Source organism: Xanthomonas sp. AC360, assembly GCF_979258225.1.
Genome location: NZ_OZ409846.1, coordinates 1,540,458 through 1,560,174, shown reverse-complemented (window position 1 = coordinate 1,560,174; position 19,717 = coordinate 1,540,458). Strand labels below are relative to the sequence as shown.

Here is a 19,717-nt window from a genome sequence, read left to right as displayed (position 1 = left end):
CGCCCCGTCTCGCCAGGATCGCCGCAGGCCGACGTCGTGACAGCACACCGGCGCAGTGCAGGCCCGGCGTGTCTTCTCACCCGGGCCTGCACGCATCACGGCGCTGTTGCGGCGGCAGCGGGGATGACCGTCACCGGAAGCCCGAGTTGGGCAAGCTGCGGCTCGACCTTTGCCGCGTCGCCGAGCACGACCCAGACGAACCTGTCCGGATCAATCGACTGCTGCAGCGCCGCCTGCGCCGTCTCGCGGTCCAGGCGGCGATAGCCCTCGACCAGCGTCGTTTGATATGCGTCGGCGCGGCCGAGCAAGCGATTCTCACGAATGGCATCCAGATAACTTTGTGCATCGCCATAGGCCACCGACAACTTCCTGATCTGGCCCTCGATGACAAAGTCGAATTCTTCGCGCGTCATTGGGCGTTTGCCCAGAAACTCGGACATCTCCCGGCGGATCGTGGCGATCGTCTCGCCGGTCTTGTCCTGTTGCACCGGCGCATTGACCAGGTAGCGGGTCGCCATCTTGAGGGTATCGAAGCGGCCATCGACGCCATAGCTCCACCCTTTGGTTTCGCGCAGCTCGGTATTCAAGCGGCTCGAGAAACTCGCTCCGAGCGCGATGTTGGCCAGCGTGGCGTCGGACACACGCCCGCGATTGCGCGTCTCCACCGCCTGCCCGGCCAGGATCATCGACTGATCCGAATCCGGATTGTCGATCAGCACGATGCGCGGCGACGCCGCCTTGGCCGGTCCAGGCAGGTCCTTGCGCCCCGGTGCGCCCTGCGACCGCCAATCGCCGAAGCTGCGCTCGAGCAGCTGCTGCACGACCTCTGCTGGCAGATCGCTGCTGACGAAGATGCTGGTCTTGTCTGGCCGGAACCAGGCGTGGTGGAAGGCGATCAGATCCTCGCGGCTGATCGCGTTCACCGCGTCCGCATCTTGCGGCCCCTGGTGACGGGTATAAGGCGAGTCGGCATCGATCAGCTGCAGCAAGGTGCGTCCCACTTGCATGGAGCCGTCCGTGTCGGCGGCAGCGATGCCGGCAATCATCTCGTCGCGCTGCTCCTGGATCCGGTTCGGGTCGAACGCGGGGAAGCGCAGCATGTCCGCCAGCAGCGTCAGCGCCGGCCGCAGGTTGGCGCTGGGTACCGACAGCTTGGCGGTGGTGCGGTCAGGGTCGGATTCCAGACTGGTAGATGCGCCAAGTCGGTCGCGCTGGATCGCAAGCGCATCGGCATTGCGCTTGGTGGTGCCCTTGTCCAGCAATCCCAGCACCATGGCGTGAGTGCCAGGCCGCTGCAGCGGATCGGCCACGACGCCGGCATCGACATCGATGGTGATCTGGGTGAACGGCACATCGCCGCTGCGCAGATACATCACCTCGATGCCGTTGCTCAGGCGCAGCTGCTGCGCCTGCGGAAAAGCGATGGCGCCGAACACACCCACTGGCGGCAGGCCACCGCGGGTTCCGGCAACCACCGGGTCGACAGTGGCGGCCACACTGCGTGCGGAAGGCACGGCGGCAGACGCGAATGCCGCTGGCGCCCCTGGCAGGACCGTCAACGCGTACGCGGGCCGGCTGAGCCAGGTGGCTGCCGCTGCCTGCACGCGCGCTGGCGTTTGTGCGGCCAACGTCTGCAACTCGGTCTTGTAGAAGTCCGGCCCCTTGCCCAAGCGCAGCCCTTCGTTCACCACAGCGAGCTTGCTGGAGGGCGTCTGCAGCGCGGCGAGCTGCTGTGCGAGCTGGCGGGTGACATAGAGGTCTATGTCGTCGGCCGACACAGGGGCGGTCAGCATGCTGGCGATGGCGGCATCCAGCTGGCGGCTTGCCAGCACCGGATCCACCCCGGCCGCCACGCTGCCATCGATCATGACGATCCCCGAATGCACCGAGGTGTCCAGCGTGACCGCAAGCGCGCTGAAACTCTTTTCCTGCTGCACCAGCCGTTGCTTGAGGTAGGACGATCCCATTTGCGCCATCGTGGCCACCGCCACCTTGAGTGATGCAGCCACCGGATCGGCCTCGCCGGGAACGGCCCAGGCGCGGTAGAGGTGCGGTGTGGACACCCGATCCGTCAAGGTGTCTTCCAGCCGCCTGGGCAAGGTCGGGACCGGAGCGACCGGTGGCAGATTGGACGGGCCGGCCGGGATCGCGCCGAAGTATTTCTCGACCAACCGCTTGGCGGTGTCAATGTCGATATCGCCGTCCATCGACAGGACCGCGTTATTGGGCCCGTAGTGGGCACGGAACCAGGCCTTGACGTCATCCAGTGTTGCCGCGTCCAGGTCAGCCATCGAGCCGAAGACCTCGTGCGCAGCGGGATGTCCCGGCGGATACAACCGCTCGCGCACGCGGTAGCGCACGATCGCCAGCGGCTTGCTGTCGGCCTGCCGCTTTTCGTTTTGCACCACGCCGCGCTGCTCGTCGAGCTTGGTTTGGGTGAGTGCACCGAGCAGATACCCCATGCGGTCGCTTTCCAGAAATAGCGCCTGCTCCAACCCGGGCGTGGGCAGGCTTTCGTAATAGCTGGTGCGATCAGGCATCGTGACGCCATTGAGTTCGGCACCCAGCCGCTGCAATGGCAGTGCGTAGTCACCCGGCGCATTCTCGCTGCCGTTGAACATCAGATGCTCGAACAGGTGCGCGAATCCGGTTCGACCCGCAGGCTCGGACGTAGAGCCGACGTTGTAGTCGACGGTCAGCGTGACCATCTTGGCGCGGTGATCGGAATGCACGAAGACGCGCAAGCCGTTCTGCAGCGTGAAACTCTGGTACGGAATATGGATCGCGCGTACGAGCTCCGCCAACGGCGCAGGCTCCTCCGAAGCCACACGTTCCGCATTGGTCACCGTGGTCGCCGCTGGCAATGCGCTTGCTACCGCGCTGACGACGTTCGATACCAATGCCAGCCCAAGCAGGCCAACGTACAAGCGAGTGGGAAAAGTCCTTTTTTTCGCAGACGTTCTCATAGCGATGCCCCTGGTCGTGCCACTTGATGGACCGGTGCCGAAGCTCCTGCAGGCTGCATGGAATGCGATTGCGCGGCACTGGAGGCCTGCTCGGCAAGCACGATCGAGTAGGTCCCTGGCCCGGTCTTGAGCCAGCGCAACCCACTGTGGCGCAACAGGACCGTCAATGCCGACTCGATCGGGTAGGCCCCTTTCAGGCTGCTGGTACGGCGTGCGGCAACCGCGTCCTGCGAAACCAGAATCTGCACTGTCGTGGCCTGCCGTGAGAAAGCAGCGATCCCGCTGGCGGCAGTTTGCGCGGGAACATCGAAGCGCCAGATCTCTGCCGGCCCAGTCGCTGCCGCCGTCAGCAGCAATGACAGCAGCGGCACAGCGCACACTTTCTTCCAGCACATGTCGTTCCCTTGCAAAGCGGCCCGCGCGGCATGCCTGGACCTCATGACTCAAGGACGAAGCACAGCGACGCTTCCTTATGTGCACATCCTGCGGGCAACCGGTACGGCTGCACACGCGACGGTGCAGCCGCTGCTGAGGTGCCCTGAGCGGTGCGGGACGGTGCCGTGTCGATTGGCTCCGCGCCTGCGCCTGCTCGGCGGTGCGTGCGCCAGCAATCACTGCCGACATCACCTGCGGTGCGGCGGCTATCGACAGGTGCTTGTGTTGATCCAGTAACGCCACTGCCACAGCGCAGGACAACGCCAGCGCCGAGCCGATGGGCCAGGCCAAACGCGCGTTCGACTACACGCATCTCGGCCCGGACGGCGCGGAGTTGTTCGCCGCCATTGTGGCCGACGAGTTGTCGCAGCAGTTGCCTGCGCTGCGGCCGCTGTTGATTCCCTAGGGCCACAAACCAGCGAGGGCGACCCGGCATCTGCAAACCGATGCTCGACCAGGCGTGGCGCTCAGCCGGTACGCCGTTCGCGAAACCAGTACAGCGCCAAGCCGAGCCCCCCGCCGATCAGACCTCCCACCACGATGCCATGGGCAAACCCCTGGCCGTTGAAGTGAGCCACCAGCGCCCCGATCGCCATGCACGGCAGCGAGATTCCCGCCACCCCGCGGCGCCGCGCAAGGCGGCGTGCCTGCGCGGCACGTTTGCGTTCGCGCTGCAGCCGCGCGCGCGTGTCCGGCAGCATGATGGCTTCGGCGATGGCATCGGCTTGCGTGCGATCCATGTGGCGCGTGTCCTAAGAGTCGATCATGACGCCCGCCGCGTTGGCGGACTCTTCCGTGGAAGTATCGGTGGCTCCGAATGGCTGCACAAGCAAAAACGAGAGCAAGGTGCACATGGCGATCGATACGCTGGCGCAGCGATCAAGATTGCTTTTGTAGATCAGGGCTATACCGGCCAGGAGCGGGCACAGAAAACAGCAACGCTCTCTCAACAGTCATAACACGCTCCAGGAAAGATCTGAGCAATGCTCCCGTGAGCTTTCAGCCGACAACAGAGACCATCTTCATCAAGCACAGTGTTGGTTTGTCAGCAAGTCGATGGCAGAGGCTTCTGATCGCAGCGCCTGCTAGGGTTTCACGTGGAAAACCGATGATTCTTCTTCGGAAAATCCATCTTCGCCGTCAATCCTCTCCGGCCAGGGAATGGATCCCACACCTGCGGTGCTACGGAAAACCAGAGAAACGCTGGTACACCCAGTAAATCCTTGATGTCTCGGTGTCATAGGCCATGACGTTAATTGCATTCAAAGAAGATGGCAAGTCCGGACCAGCATAATCCGCTGGGTTCGACACCCGGGCGAAGAAAAAGCGTGAGGAATTCATTTCAGGGGGTTTTGGACATCCCTGCAAGTGATCTAATGGCATTTCAAATTTAAATAGATCAAATTCGTCATACTTGTCAGGGCCTCGGTACCAAATTCCGCGCGCCGCGTGACTTTCCCAGAACGTTTCTGGAATACTCGCCACATCGACAGCGTAGAAGTAGTACATGTCTCCGAAAAAATAATCGGTTTCCCCGCAGACTTGCGGTATCCCGCGCAAAGACGTGACCTGCCCGAGTCCACTGCGCTGCAACTGTTCGTGCATGCTGACGATGGTATCAAGGCGTTGCTGTAGTCCTAATACCATCCACAGATGCACGCCCGCTGCTGCGACGATCCCACATGCCAGCACAAGACGCTTCAATAGTTTGATCAGAATGCGCATCGATTATCCCGAGAGCCGGTGGTATTACCATCGCATGGCGGCGCCCGCCACGCTAGCAGCCGCGCTTTTGAGCGGCGTTGAATTGGCTGGGCGGTTGCGCTTGCGTCGCAGACCATTGTTTGCGCCTGCGCAAGCTCATCATCTTCGGATAGCACAGCAGCAGACCGGTTGAGCATGCGCGTGCTGCCATAGCTCGCCAATCCGCCACTCGTTGCAGTCGCCCATGGAATCAATGCGGCTCGAACACCTGCAATGCCGCGCGCGGCGGTCCATTACCCAACCACAACGTTGCCACACTGATCGGCAACCTGAAACGACGCGGACCGGCACTGCCCGGATTGATGTACAGCACGCCATCGCGCGCCTGGATCGAGGGTTTGTGCGAATGCCCGCTGACGATGACATCTGCCGCCACGCCCGGTGCCAGCGTTTTCAGATTATGCAGCACATGGAGGCGCACGCCATCGATCAGCAGATCCAGCGTCTGCGGCAAACCCGCGGCCCATGGCTTGTCGTCGATATTGCCGGCGATTGCATGCAACGGTGCCAGTGCCTGCAGCGCAACAAGAATCTCCGGCTTGCCCACATCACCGGCATGGATGATCGCCGCGGAGCCCTGCAGCGCAGCCACGGCTTCGGGCCGCAGTACGCCATGCGTGTCGGAAATCAGGCCAATGCGTAAGGCGGTAGCCATCATCGGCTGTGTGTGAAGGTGGGGGCGATGAGGATGCACTGCTGGATGATGCCGTCGCGTCAACATGCCAGTTTGTCGAGCCAGCAGCATGGTCAGCAACCAAACGTTCCGCCGCAGATGTCCGCCGGCAGACCGTGGCGGCCGGGCATCAATCGGCGCGGTGTATTGCGCGCGCTTTCCAGGCCCAGACGCTGCTGGGATCGCCCTGCAGTCCGCGCCGCTTGCTCGCACGCGCAAGTTGCCAGTACGCCCATGCCAACACCAATGCAATCAGGTCCGCGACCAGTGCCGTCGCATCCTGCCACGGCAGCATCACACCGTGCGCCGATAAGCAGCTGGCCAGTGGAATCAGCGCCGTCAATCCAGCGCAGGCCAGCAACACCTCGTACGCACCACGTGCAGTGGGGCGGATCAGCGCCCACACCAGCACGGCCGCAAAGACCGCGTAATACACGCTGCGTTCCTGACCCTGCGGCAACACGCGCGCGGCGATAAACAACGCAGAGATGCCGGCGACACTGCCCAGGCAAATGCCTACGGTGAGGCGCGCCATTGCATGGGTACGACGCGGTTGCGCAAGTTGGCGGCGCTTGCGGCGGGTTTCGATCCACAACAGGTTGCCGCTGTAGAACAGGAATGCGCCGCCCAGGCCCAGCAGGAAATACAGCCAGCGCACCGGGGCATGCCCGAAGTTGCCGAAGTGCAACGCCTGCAGCCCACGTAACGCGGCGGTGCCGGGCGACATGGTGGCGGGTGCCAGCACGCGCAGCACCTGGCCGGTGGTAGCGTCCAGCGCCACACCTCCCAGCGTGTTGAGCCGGCGTTGGTGGTGATGGCCATAGACCTCCACCCGCGCGTTGGCATCGCCGGCATCGTGGAAGGCCAGGCTCTCCGGCACGAAGCCCGGGCTGGCTGCGCGCGCGGTGTCCAGCAAGGTCGCAATCGGCAGCAGCGGTGCAGTGCGCTTGGCTGGCGCCACATGCGGTGCGAGCTCGAAATCCGGCTCCAGGATCTGCATCAACTTGCCGTCGAACACCAGAAACTGAAATGGCGCCAGCAGCAACACACCCAGACACAACACTGCGCCGGACCAGGCAAAGATCACATGGAACGGCAGCGACAACATGCCGACCAGATTGTGTGCGTCCTGCCACAGGCGCTTGAGGTTGGCACCGATCCGCAGCGCAAACAGATCCTTGAAGAACACTGGGGCATACAGCACCACGCCACTGACCAACGCCAGCCCGTACAACACGCTCACCACGCCGAACAGATAGGTCCCGGCCACCCGCGGCAGGCCAGCAGTGAAGTGCAGGTCGTAGAGGAAATCGGCAAAGCCCACGCGCTGCGGCAGCTCCAGCAAGCCACCATCCGGCGCTGCCTGGTATTGGCGCATGCCGCCGCTGGCATCGACCTGCGCGCCATACCAGTACAGCCGTGGAATCGGCCCGTGCTCGCCCGGCAACAGCAGCAGGAACGATTCGGCCACCTGCGGATGCGTGGCGATGACGGTGTCCAGCAAGGACTGCGCGGCGGCAACCGGGTCGGCAGGCGCCGTCTCCGCGACCACCGGCGCAGGCTGCCAGGCGCTGAGCTCATGCGTAAACACGGTGATCGCACCGGCATAAAACGCAATGAACAAGGCCATGCCGGCCAGCAGACCCATCCAGCTGTGTACCGACAAAAACAGACGTAGCGTCGCTGCCTTCATGCCTGCAGCTCCGTCCAGCCCAGCGCCTTGATGGCGGCCAGCGCGAGGTAGCACAGCACCGTCAACCCACCCAGCCACAGCCAGGCACGCGCAGCGCTACGAAACGCGAATGGCCAGGCCATTGCGCCGATCCACACCGGAAACATCAGCAGCAACCACGCCAGCGTGTAGGACTGGCGCGGCCCCGGTAGCAACAACGCGCATAGCCCCACCGCCGCAACCGCCAACGGCAACCCCAGCACCACCGACGCCAGCCATCTAGCCCACATGCCGCACCTGCCTGCGTTGCGCACGTGCGTGCTGCCACATGTCCGCACACGGCAGCACGATGGCTGACAGCATCAGGGTGGTGAGCGCGGCAAAGATGCCGGCCCAAAGTCCCAGGGCCGCGATGGCGCACACCAGCGAGAGTGCGAACAAACCGCAACCGCCAAGACGCAGCGCGCGCACCAAGGGGGCACGTGATTGCCACACGCGTTGATGGCTGGTTGCCAGATAAAAGGCGGTCGCCGCGCCTGCAGCGGCAAGCAAATACGCGCAGGTCATCAGCCAGATCATGCGACCACCCGCTTGCACACAGCTGCGCATGCGCCTGGCTTGGCGATCGCGGCAATGCGCGGCCAGTCAGCTTGCCCAACCGGGCGCCACTGCGCGCCGCGCAGCACGCTGGCGCACGTGCGAGCACGCACGGCAGGTCTGGATACAACAACATCGTTCAACACACGCACGCGCAACTCCCGTAAAGACGGTCCACGGAAGGCATGGCGGCGGCTGTGCCCAGCCACCCTCCCCGGGCGGCATGAGGCGCGAATTTAGCAGGTGCTCCATCGCCGGACCAGTCGTCCGGCGATGGGCGGGTGCATCAGCCGTGCGGCGTGAGCACGATGACGCCCAGCGGCGGCAATAGCAGCGGCAACGACTGGGCGTGGCCGTGCATGGATTGCTGCTCGGCGGTCACGCTGCCACCGTTGCCCAGATTGGCACCGCCATAGATGCCGGCATCGCTGTTGAATACTTCGCGCCATTGGCCGCCCTGCGGCACGCCGATGCGATAACCGTGCTGCACCACCGGGGTGAAGTTGATCACCACCAGCACCGGCGCATCGCCGCGTTTGCCCTTGCGCAGGAACGCGAGCACGCTGTTGGCCGCGTCATCGCCGACGACCCAGGCAAACCCGGATGGATCGTCGTCGTATGCGTGCAATGCCGGGTATTGCACATACAGCCGATTCAAATCGCGCACCAGTGTTTGCACACCGCGATGGCGCGGGTCGTCGAGCAAGTGCCACGGAATGCCGCCGTCGTGATTCCATTCGGTGGGCTGGCCGAACTCGCAGCCCATGAACAGCAACTTGCGCCCGGGGTGGGTGAACATGAAACCCAGATACGCACGCAGATTGGCAAACCGCTGCCAGTCGTCGCCCGGCATGCGGCCCAGCAACGAGCCCTTGCCGTGCACCACTTCGTCGTGCGAGATCGGCAACACGAAGCGCTCCGAATACGCATAGACCATGCTGAAAGTCAGCTCGCCGTGGTGGTAGCGGCGGTAGATCGGGTCCAGCCCCGCGTAATGCAGGGTGTCGTGCATCCAGCCCATGTTCCACTTGTAGTGAAAGCCCAGGCCGCCATGCGCGACATCGGCGGTGACGCCGGGAAACGCGGTGGATTCTTCAGCAATCATCACCGCACCCGGGGTGTGCTCGCGCACCACGTCGTTGAGCCGGCGCAGGAACGCGATGGTTTCGTAATTCTCGCGTCCGCCATGGATATTGGGCACCCACTCGCCGGCATTGCGGCTGTAGTCGCGATACAGCATCGAGGCCACCGCATCCACGCGCAGCCCGTCGACGTGGAAGCGCTGCAGGAACTCCAGCGCGCTGGCGATCAAAAACCCGGACACCTCGCGGCGGCCGTGGTTGTAGATCAGCGTATTCCAGTCGCGATGGAAGCCTTCGCGCGGGTCCGCGTGTTCATACAGCGCGGTGCCGTCGAAATGCGCCAGGCCGTGCGCGTCGGTGGGAAAGTGTGCCGGCACCCAGTCCACGATGACGCCGATACCTTCGCGGTGGCAGCGATCGACAAAGCGTGCAAAGCCATCGGGCGAGCCAAAGCGCGCGGTCGGTGCGAACAAGCCCAAGGGTTGATAGCCCCATGAGCCGCCGAACGGATGCTCGGTCACCGGCATCAGTTCGACGTGGGTGAAACCCATGTCGGCCACATACGGAATCAGCCGGTCGGCCAGACCATCCCAGTCCAGGTCCACGCCTTCTTCGCGCAGCCAGGAACCGGCATGGATCTCGTAGACGCTCATCGGCGCGTCGTGCGCCTGGCGGCGCGCACGCGTGGCCATCCAGCCGTCGTCGCTCCACTGGTGCGGCGTAGGGTCGGCCACGATCGAAGCGGTGCCGGGTGCAAGCTCGGCGCGACGTGCGACCGGGTCGGCCTTGGCCGGCAGCTCGTGGCCATGCGGGCCGCGCAGCTGATATTTGTAATGCGCCCCGGGGCCGACATCGGGCACGAACAGCTCCCACACGCCGGACTGGTGACGCAGCCGCATCGGGTGACGGCGCGCGTCCCAACTATTGAAGTCGCCCACCACCGCCACGCGCGAGGCATTGGGTGCCCACACCGCAAAGCGCGTGCCGCGCACGCCGTCCACCTCGACCACGTTCGCGCCCAGCGCATCGGCCAATTGCAGATGGTGGCCTTCGCTGATCAGGTGCAGGTCGAAGTCGCTGAGCTGCGGCCCGAACGCGTACGGGTCAGCCGTCTCCTGCTCGCCGCCGGGCCAGCCGATGCGCAGCCGATACGCACCGTGCGCTGGCAACTCACCGGCAAACAGGCCCGCTTCCGGGCCAGCCTCCAGGGCAATCGTCTGCCCGTCGTCGAGCACGGCGCTGACATGGCCGGCGCCCGGCAGGTAGGTGCGCAGCAAGCGCCCTGCGTCGGTCGGGTGCGCGCCCAACACGGCGAACGCATCGCCGTGGCGCGCTTCGGCCAGGGCGCGTACCACGCCGGGGTCCCATCGATTGGTCACTGCTGTCATCACTCCACTCATCATGTGTCTCCTGCACCGGCGCGTGCGCGTTGCAGGATGCGTCGCAAGCCTTCAATCGGCACCATCAACCAGCCCGGGCGATTGGCCGCTTCGTAACGCACTTCGTAACAGGCCTTCTCCACCAGGAACAGCAAGGTGGCTGCGTTGAACGCCGCCGGCGCAATCCACGGATGGGCGCTGGCGTCGAGCACGGCATGGTAAGCGTCCAGGAAGGCTTGCGTGGAGCGGCGGCGGAACTGCGCCAGAAATTCATCAAGATGCGTGTCCACACCGACGCCTGCGCGTGCGGCAGTACCTTCTTCGCCACGCGCCGAAACCTCGCTGGCGTAATCGAGCGAGCGCAGGAAACCGGCTACATCGCGCAACGGGCTGGCCTTGGCGCGACGCTCGGCCAGCGGCTTGGCCGGCTCGCCTTCGAAGTCGATCAACACCACATCATCGAAGGCCACCAGGATCTGGCCCAGGTGGAAATCGCCATGCACGCGGGTCAGCAGCGAATCGGCCAGCACGCTCGGCGCCTTGGCCAGCAAGCTGTCCAGCTGCGGGCGCTCGGCGAGCACCGCTTCCAGTGCCTCGCGCTCGGTCGCGTCCTCGCTCCCCGACAAGCGTGCGTTGACCATCTCCCACATCTCTTCGACCTGCCGCGCCACACCGGCCACCACGTCGTTGGCCGTCGGCAGATCGATCCGCTGCGGTGCGAAGTCCGCATCGTCGGTAGCGCGTGACAGGGCTTCGTGCAACTCGGCCAGGCGCTTGCCGACCACGGCCGCAAATGCATCGTAGCCAGCAATGGCTTCGGCGCGCGACTCGTCGGTTTGCGCGGTGGCGTATTCGTCGAAGCTGCGCGCCAGATGGTCCAGCGTCCAGCGCCAGGCATCGCCCTGATTGCGGATAAATCCCTGCAGCAGCGCGATTGTCGTGATGGTGCCCTGCCCGTCGACGCGGCTGACGCTGCCCAGCAGCGGCGCTGCATTGGCGTAGCCCAGCTCGGTCAGGCGGCGGCCGATTTCGATTTCCGGGTTTGCACCGATTGCCACATGCCGCAATAGCTTGAACACCGCCTTGTCGGCGACCACCAGCGAGCTGTTGCTCTGTTCGGCCGATAACCAACGGATGTCCGGATCGGCGGGGATCTCCAGCTTGGCCAGCGCCGGCGTCGCTTCGAAGCGCACCTGGCCTTGCTGCGAAGGATCATCGCCATCGCAGAAGTCCAGCGTCGCATTGGTCCGCAAGGCATCGATCACCCCGCGCACCATCGGCTTGAGCGCAAACGCATCGGTGAGATAGCCCACCTCGCGCCCTTGCCGCACGCGCGCCAGGGCCAGCTGTTCGGCCAGGGTGCTGGGCTGGTCGCGCTCCCACACGATGCCGATCGGCAGCATGTAGGACGCGTGGTGGCCGTCTTCCAGCTCCACATCCAGCTCCAGCAAACTCACTGGCTCATCGCCCGGCAATGGCGTGCGGCGCGAGATGCGCACGCTGCGCAGCGCCTGATCCTTGGCCGAGAACCAGCGCCGCGCCGACAGCCACGCCGGCAGGATTTCGCCTTCCAGGGTCGGCAGATGCGGCAGCAGCGCGTTGCTTTCGTCGGTGTCGCTGCGCAGCACCAGCGTGCGGTAGTCCGGCAACGGCACCGGGCTGGGCACATGCCAGTCCGGCAAGGTGCCTTCGCTGACCAGCTGAAACGCGTAGAAGCCGAACGGCGGCACCGTGAGCAGATAGGTCAGCCGGCCGATCGGCGGGAAGCTGCCTCCGCCGATGATGTCCACCGGCACGCGGCCTTCGAACTCGGACAGATCCAGCTCCACCGCCTGCAGTGTGTGCGACAGGTTGGCCACGCACAGCACGGTTTCGTCCTGATAGCAGCGCAGATACGCCAGCATGCGGCGGTTGCCTGGATACAAAAAGCGCAGCACGCCGCGGCCGAACGCCTGGTAGCGCTTGCGCACACTGAGGATGCGGCGGGTCCAGGTCAGCAGCGAATGCTGGTCGCGGATCTGCGCTTCCACATTCACCGCCTGAAAGCCGTACAGCGGGTCCATCACCGGCGGCAGCACCAGCTGTGCCGGGTCGGCGCGCGAGAAACCGCCATTGCGGTCGACCGACCACTGCATCGGTGTGCGTACGCCATCGCGGTCGCCCAGATGGATGTTGTCGCCCATACCGATCTCATCGCCGTAATACAGCACCGGCGTGCCCGGCATGGTCAGCAACAAGGATGTCATCAATTCGATGCGGCGGCGGTCGCGCTCCAGCAGCGGTGCCAGGCGGCGACGGATGCCCAGATTGATGCGTGCGCGACGGTCCGAGGCGTAGGTTTTCCACAGATAATCGCGCTCCGAATCGGTGACCATTTCCAGCGTCAACTCATCGTGGTTACGCAGGAAGATCGCCCACTGGCAGCTCTCCGGAATCTCCGGGGTCTGGCGCATGATGTCGGTGATGGGGAAGCGGTCTTCGCGCGCGATTGCCATGTACATGCGCGGCATCAGCGGGAAATGGAACGCCATATGGCATTCGTCGGCGTTCTGGCCGAAGTATTGCTGGGTGTCTTCCGGCCACATATTGGCTTCGGCCAGCAGCATGCGGTCCGGGTATTCGGCATCCAGCGTGGCGCGGATCTTGCGCAGGATGGCGTGGGTCTCGGGGAGATTTTCGTTGGAGGTACCGGAGCGTTCGATCAGGTATGGCACCGCGTCCAGACGCAGGCCATCCACACCGCGATCCAGCCAGAAGCGCATCACTTCCAGCACCGCTTCCAGCACGGCGGGGTTGTCGAAATTCAGGTCTGGTTGATGCGAATAGAATCGATGCCAGAAGTACTGCCCGGCCACCGGGTCCCAGGTCCAGTTGGACTTTTCGGTATCGCAAAAAATGATGCGTGTGCCTTCGTATTCCTGATCGGTATCCGACCAGACGTAGAAGTCGCGTTCCGGCGAGCCGGCTGGCGCGTTGCGTGCACGTTGGAACCACGCATGCTGATCGGAGGTGTGGTTGATCACCAGCTCGGTAACCACGCGGATGCCGCGCGCATGCGCCTGCGCCACCAATTGCTCGAAGTCGGCGATGGTGCCGTAGTCCGGATGCACCGCCATGTACTCGGCGATGTCGTAACCATCGTCGCGGCGCGGGCTCGGGTAGAACGGCAGCAACCAGATGGTGTCCACGCCGAGTTCGGCGATGTAATCCAGCTTGGAAATCAGTCCCGGAAAATCGCCGATGCCATCGTCGTTGGAGTCGAAAAACGACTTGACGTGCACCTGGTAGATGATCGCGTCCTTGTACCAAAGCTGATCTGCGATCACCGCCGATTGTTCAGCGTCGGCCTGTAAAGCGGGAACTGCATTCATGCGACCTCTCCTGCGCGGATGCGCCATAACGCGAACGGTCGCGCTGCCTCTACACGGATGTGCTGGTGTTTGCCTTGCCACTCGAACCGATGCCCGTCCCACAGATCTTCCACCGCAACGGTGGCGTGATCGGGCAAGCCCAGTTCCCACAACGGGATTTCGATATCCGCTTCCTGGCCGGCATGCGGGTCCAGGTTGATCGCCACCAGCACCATGCTGCGGCTGCGCGATAGATACCCGGCATCCAGGAACTTGCCGAAATACAGCACCTGGTCGTTATGCGCCTGATAGAAGCGCGTCCCCAGATGCGATTGCAGTTCCGGGTGCATGCGCCGCAGCTGATTGAAGCGGGTGATCTCATCGACGATGTCGCCGGGCGCGCGCTCGGGCCACGCACGCAACTGGAATTTCTCCGAGTCCAGATACTCTTCCTTGCCCGGTGCCAGCGGCGTGGCCTCGCACAGTTCGAAGCCCTGGTACATGCCCCACAGGCCCGACAAGGTGGTCGCCAATGCAGCACGGATCAAATGCCCGTTGCGCCCGCTGGTCTGCAGGAACAACGGATTGATGTCCGGCGTATTGACGAAGAAGTGCGGGCGGAAGCACTCGCGCGGCACGCCTTCGTTCAACTCTTCCACATAGTCCTGCAGTTCGTGCTTGTGGTTGCGCCAGGTGAAATAGGTGTACGACTGCGAAAAGCCGCACTTGGCCAAGCGGTACATCATCTTCGGCCGGGTAAAGGCTTCGGACAGGAACACCACGTCGGGGCGACGCCCGCGCACATCGGCAATCAACCACTCCCAGAACGGGAACGGCTTGGTGTGCGGGTTGTCCACCCGGAACAGCGTGACGCCTTCATTGACCCAGAACAGCACTGCGTCGCGCAGCGTGTTCCACAAGTCCGGCACCGCGCCGCTGGCGTAGAAATCGACGTTGACGATGTCCTGGTATTTCTTCGGCGGATTTTCCGCATACGGGATGGAACCGTCCGCGCGCCAGGTGAACCAGTCCTTGTGATCGCGTAGCCAAGGGTGGTCTGGCGCACACTGGATTGCGAAATCCAGCGCCACTTCCAGACCATGCGCACGCGCAGCCTGGATCAGGCGACGGAAACCCTCCAGCCCACCGAGCTCGGCATGCACCTCGGTGCTGCGCCACCGTCGGTGGCACCGATCGCGTACGGGCTGCCCGGCTCGCCATCGACGGCGGTGACCGAGTTGTTGCGGCCCTTGCGGTTCTTTGCACCGATCGGGTGGATCGGCGGCATGTACAGCACATCGAAGTGCATCGCGCGGATATGCGCTAGCCGCCCGATCACGTCGTCGAAGGTGCCGTGCCGCGCCACATCGCCGCTTTGCGAACGCGGGAACAGCTCGTACCAGCTGGCAAAGTGCGCCGCGCGACGTTCCGATTCCACTCGGTAGGTCACCGGCGTCTCGGAGCGGAACGGCTTGTCGTCGGCCAGCGCCATCGCCTGCGCGGTGTCCGGTTCCAGCACGATGGCCAATTGTTGCAGCGGCTCGCTCTGCGCACCGATGCGGGTGAGCAGGGCCTGCAAACGCTCGGCCAACGCACCGGTGCTGCGTGCATGCGCGGCCTGCACCACGGCCACCGCCTCCTGCACGTCTACCGGCAACACCGTGTTGGCCGCGCGCTTCTTTTCCAGATCGGCATGCAAGGTGGCGAAGACATCGCGCCAGCCCTCCACACGGAATTCATAGGTACCGATGCGCTCCAGCGGGAACTCTGCGCGCCACCGGTCGTTGCCCAGCGCACGCATCGGCGCGCTGGACCAGGTCTTGGCATCGGCCGGCCGCCACAGCACCGCCACCGCGATGCGGTCGTGCCCGTCGCAGAAGGCATCGGCTTCCACGCAGATGCGGTCGCCCACTGTGCGCTTGACCGGGAAGCGGCCGTTATCGACCGAGGGCGTCACCGATTCGATGCACACCCGCGGCCAGGCAGCCGCGGTCTGCGCACGCGGCCGCATGCGCGGCACCGCCAGCACATGGCGTGCCGGCACGCTGCGGTACACGCGCACTTCGCCCGGTTCCAATGCGTCGAGCGTTGCGCCGGACAAGGTGCGGCCATCCTCGGCCACCAACGCCTCGGCATCGCCAAGCAGCCGCAACAAATCCGATGCCGGCACCGGCACCACATGCCGCGTATCGCCATTGATCAATAACAAGGCGGGCAAACCGCCCAACGGCTCGACCGCAACCGCTGTAAGGCCGGTGGATTCGCGTAGCAGCGGGCGCAGCCGCATGCCGGCATTGCTGGTCGGCAACCCATCGGCCGCGCGGATCGATTGCGGCAAGGCATCCAGCTGCGCATCGTCCAGCAACCAGGCGCCGCCCAGGGCCAGCGCCAGCTGCCAGTGCTGCTCGGGCGATGCTGCACGCTTGCCATCGGGCGCATCGAGCACAGCAATGACCTGGGACGCCAGCGCACGCAGCGCAGTGTCCTCATCGAAGAACCAACTGCCGCGCCCGTCCCACCACGCCAGCGACGAAAACGCCGCATCGAAGCCGGCACCAGACAACTGCTGCAAGGCTTCCAGACCCAACCCGGGCGTCCACGCCGCAAACACCACCTCCGGCGCCTGCGCATGCACGCGCGCAATCAACTCGCGCCAGCGCTGCACCGGCACCTGTTGCGGCTGCAATAGCCGGAAACCGCCAACGCCCTGCCCGGCCCACTCCAGCAAGCGCGCACTCCACCACTCCACCAGCGCCGCACCTTCCTGCGCATAAGCAAAGCGCGCCTCGGCCACCTCCGGCGTGGCGCGCGGCTGACGCGGGTCCGGCACCGCCGTGCTGCGTGCACGAAACCACTGCGGGTTGTCACGCACCACCGCGCTGGCCCCACCGATTTCATCCAGGCGCACATCGATCAACAGCTTCACGCCCGCGCGGTGCGCCGCCTGCGCTGCCTCGCGCAGGTGGTCGTCGTGGGCATCGGCACCAGCCGCAGGCTCAATCAACCGTCCTTCCGCATCGCGCGCGAATGGCGCCGCCATCACCACGTAGTCGCAGCCCGCCTCGCGGGCCGCACTACAGCGCTGCTCCAGCCCGGCAGACGAAGACGCCTCATTGAGAACACAGATCCGCATGGCGCCTCCTCAGCAGATCACGGCGCGCGAACGCACCGTGACGATGGGGGACATATCGCACGCGTCATGTCGCCACGCCGCAGCGACTCGCGGAGGAAGCGCCGGTCCAACACCCGCCTGGATCACGCCTTGCCGCCCCGACCCCTGCCAGCGCGACGCCCGACCGACCCTGCTACCTGTGACTGCACTCATGCGCAACTCCGCAACGATTCTTGACCCATGCAGTCAAACACTCCCACTGCGAATTTCATGTGTCGGTCGAATTGACGAAAATCAAACAAGCGCGGCGGTGCGGGTGAGACGGCACGAGAACGCGCCGTGGAAGAGGTCGGGTGCATCGCTGACGGGGGTGCAAGTCAACGCGTGGGACATAGACAGACTGGTCGACGTGTCATCTGCGCGACAACATCCATCGCGACGTTTGATCCACGGCGATGCCGTGTGGGTGTCGTCTTGGCCTTGCTGGCAACCCGGGTCATGCAGTCGAGGCGGTAAAGCGGTAACGCGCTGCCGCTACCGATGCAAGTCAGAGCAAGAGCAAATCACATGCAACGAAACCAAAAATGATGGCTAACACAATTAGAAATTCGAGCGGATCAGCCTGAATATCTAACCGACAAAAGCAATTAACCTGCAGCCGCGTGAACTCATGAGTTCACGCGTTCGATCTAAAGAAATAAATCTTGATATTTCCGTCTATAAATTTAACTAGTGAATATTTCGATAAAAATTTATCTACTGAAAAACCACCCAAATCGCTAATTTCAATAGCGAAATTTGTTTCTCCTCGTATCACGATCTGCAATAGAAGGTCAGGATTTTTCCTACAGGCAAGCTCTTCCGTTTGCATTAAAATATCGTTAGGGGCGGCGCGGAAGCGTCGGTAAGTCGTTATCGAGTCGGGCGGTCATCTGCACATGGATTCAGGCAAAAAAGGAACGGCACGCATGCGTGCCACGTGGTGTATTGCGCTTTTTGCGGGCACGGCAGCCCAGGTCTCTGCGCAACAGATCGTCGATCCCGCCGCGCAGGAGTTGTTGCGGCAGCAGGAGCGCGAGCGCGTTCTGCGCGAGCAACAGGAGGCGCGGCCGGATGTTCGCCTGAAACGCGCCCCGGGCGATGGCGTCGAGCGTCTTCCAACCAATGAATCGCCGTGCTTTCGGATCGAGCGCATCGTGCTCGATGGGCAGGCTGCGGATGAATTCCGTTGGTCATTGAAAGCTGCCAACCCTCGGCAAGACCCAGCCATTGGCAGTTGCCTGGGCACCGAGGGCATCAACCTGGTGATGAAGCGTGTGCAGAACGCGGTCATTGCACGCGGCTATGTGACCACGCGCGTGCTAGCCGCGCCACAGGATCTCACCGGCGGCACCCTGACGTTGTCGCTGGTCCCCGGGCGTGTGCATACCGCCCGCTTCAGCGACCCGACATCCGCACGTGCAGCGATCGCCAATGCTGTGCCTGCACGTAGCGGCGATCTGCTCAATCTACGCGACATCGAGCAGGGCCTGGAGAACTTTCAGCGTGTGCCGACCGTGGTTGCCGACATCCAGATCGCTCCTGCCGAAGGCCAGGGAACCGGCCCGGGAGAGAGCGACCTGGCCATTGCGTGGCAACAGCGGTCACGTGTGCGCGCCAGCCTGAGCCTGGACGATGCCGGCAGCGACGCCACCGGCAAACTGCAGGCAAACGGAACACTGTCGCTCGACAATCCCCTGGGCCTCAACGAGTTGTTCTACGTCAGCCTCGGCAAGGGCGTGTTCAATGGTGCCGGCAAGGACACCGATAGCTGGACGGTGCACTACGACGTGCCCTACGACTACTGGCTGTTTGGCGTCACCGCCAGCGCATACGACTACAGCCAGGCAGTGGCCGGCGCGATCGAGACTTATGATTACAGCGGGCGCAGTCGCACTGCCGAAGCGCGCATCGATCGCCTGCTATTTCGCAATGCCACGATCAAGTTCGGGGCGTATGGGCGCGGTTGGTGGCGACAGTCCACCAGCGCCATCGACGACACCGAAATCGAAGTGCAACGGCGGCGCACCGCCGGCTGGGAAGTTGGCCTGAACCACCGCCAGTTCCTTGGCAAAGTCACCCTGGATGCAAGCGTTGCGTATCGACGCGGCACCGGTGCGTTCGATGCATTGCGCGCTCCGGAAGAACTTGCACGCGCGTTCGACCCGTCGATTACGCTCGAAGGCACCTCGCGCATGAAACTCATCGTCGCCGATGCCCAGCTGACGGTGCCGTTCCAACTTGGCTCTCAACGTCTGCGTTACAGCGCCTCCTGGCGCGCGCAGTGGAACCGCACGCCATTGGCGCCGCAGGACCGCTTTGCGATAGGCGGGCGCTTCACCGTGCGCGGGTTCGATGGCGAATTGACGCTCAGCGGCGACCGTGGCTGGTCGCTACGCAATGACCTCAGCCTGGCACTCGGTGGCGGGCTAGAAACGTATCTGGGCGCCGATTACGGCCACATCGGTGGGCAGTCCGCGCGCTTTCAGAGCGGCGACCATCTGGCCGGCATGAGCCTGGGGCTGCGCGGGGGATGGCAACACGTCTCCCTGGACGGGTTCGTCGGCGCCCCGTTGGAAAAACCGGCGAACTTCCCGACCGACTACACCACGTTCGGCTTCAGCCTGTCCTGGCGCTACTAAACATTC

The 19,717-nt window shown here is 64.0% G+C and carries 11 protein-coding genes and 2 pseudogenes; 2 read left to right on the top strand and 11 right to left on the bottom strand.

Going from position 1 to position 19,717, the window contains the following annotated elements; genetic code table 11:
- Window positions 1-95: 95 nt before the first annotated feature.
- Together ACZZ0O_RS06550 and ACZZ0O_RS06545 are read right to left on the bottom strand one after the other, a co-directional pair.
- Window positions 96-2,804 carry a M16 family metallopeptidase gene (locus tag ACZZ0O_RS06550; RefSeq protein ID WP_463590332.1) on the bottom strand — a complete coding sequence of 903 codons (2,709 nt, stop codon included), beginning with the start codon at window positions 2,802-2,804 and terminating at the stop codon, window positions 96-98.
- Between the two features lie 158 nt (window positions 2,805-2,962).
- The gene (locus ACZZ0O_RS06545) at window positions 2,963-3,361 is read right to left on the bottom strand and encodes an STN domain-containing protein (RefSeq protein ID WP_463590331.1); all 399 of its coding nucleotides are present in this window, start codon (window positions 3,359-3,361) and stop codon (window positions 2,963-2,965) included.
- Between the two features lie 281 nt (window positions 3,362-3,642).
- Here ACZZ0O_RS06545 and ACZZ0O_RS06540 point away from each other — a divergent pair.
- Window positions 3,643-3,807 (top strand): annotated as a pseudogene (locus ACZZ0O_RS06540) (lysophospholipase); the annotation flags it as partial.
- A gap of 61 nt (window positions 3,808-3,868) precedes the next feature.
- On the opposite strand, the gene ACZZ0O_RS06535 reads toward ACZZ0O_RS06540, so the two are convergent.
- The 9 genes and pseudogenes from ACZZ0O_RS06535 to ACZZ0O_RS06495 form a co-directional block, all read right to left on the bottom strand.
- A complete protein-coding gene (locus ACZZ0O_RS06535) occupies window positions 3,869-4,141 on the bottom strand; it encodes a hypothetical protein (protein ID WP_463590330.1) in 273 nt (90 codons plus the stop codon).
- Between the two features lie 442 nt (window positions 4,142-4,583).
- Window positions 4,584-5,126, bottom strand: coding sequence for a hypothetical protein (locus ACZZ0O_RS06530; RefSeq protein WP_055853889.1), 543 nt, complete (start codon window positions 5,124-5,126; stop codon window positions 4,584-4,586).
- Between the two features lie 229 nt (window positions 5,127-5,355).
- Complete coding sequence (locus ACZZ0O_RS06525) at window positions 5,356-5,823, bottom strand: metallophosphoesterase family protein (RefSeq protein ID WP_463590329.1); 468 nt, start codon at window positions 5,821-5,823, stop codon at window positions 5,356-5,358.
- 145 nt (window positions 5,824-5,968) lie between these two features.
- On the bottom strand, window positions 5,969-7,531 hold the full coding sequence (locus ACZZ0O_RS06520) for a PepSY-associated TM helix domain-containing protein (RefSeq protein WP_463590328.1): 1,563 nt from the start codon (window positions 7,529-7,531) through the stop codon (window positions 5,969-5,971).
- Window positions 7,528-7,800 carry a hypothetical protein gene (locus tag ACZZ0O_RS06515; protein ID WP_463590327.1) on the bottom strand — a complete coding sequence of 91 codons (273 nt, stop codon included), beginning with the start codon at window positions 7,798-7,800 and terminating at the stop codon, window positions 7,528-7,530. The genes ACZZ0O_RS06520 and ACZZ0O_RS06515 overlap by 4 nt, the downstream gene beginning before the upstream one ends.
- A complete protein-coding gene (locus ACZZ0O_RS06510) occupies window positions 7,790-8,077 on the bottom strand; it encodes a hypothetical protein (RefSeq protein WP_463590326.1) in 288 nt (95 codons plus the stop codon). Before ACZZ0O_RS06510 ends, ACZZ0O_RS06515 begins: the two co-directional genes overlap by 11 nt.
- A 316-nt stretch (window positions 8,078-8,393) precedes the next feature.
- Window positions 8,394-10,577 (bottom strand): 1,4-alpha-glucan branching protein GlgB, encoded by a 2,184-nt coding sequence (glgB, locus tag ACZZ0O_RS06505; protein ID WP_463592406.1) that lies wholly within the window; start codon window positions 10,575-10,577, stop codon window positions 8,394-8,396.
- Window positions 10,578-10,588: 11 nt separating this feature from the next.
- A complete protein-coding gene (gene treS, locus ACZZ0O_RS06500) occupies window positions 10,589-13,939 on the bottom strand; it encodes a maltose alpha-D-glucosyltransferase (protein ID WP_463590325.1) in 3,351 nt (1,116 codons plus the stop codon).
- Window positions 13,936-17,051, bottom strand: a pseudogene (locus ACZZ0O_RS06495) (alpha-1,4-glucan--maltose-1-phosphate maltosyltransferase). Before ACZZ0O_RS06495 ends, treS begins: the two are co-directional and overlap by 4 nt.
- 917 nt (window positions 17,052-17,968) lie before the next feature.
- Here ACZZ0O_RS06495 and ACZZ0O_RS06490 point away from each other — a divergent pair.
- Window positions 17,969-19,711, top strand: a complete 1,743-nt coding sequence (locus ACZZ0O_RS06490; RefSeq protein WP_463590323.1) for a ShlB/FhaC/HecB family hemolysin secretion/activation protein — start codon at window positions 17,969-17,971, stop codon at window positions 19,709-19,711.
- Window positions 19,712-19,717 lie beyond the last annotated feature (6 nt).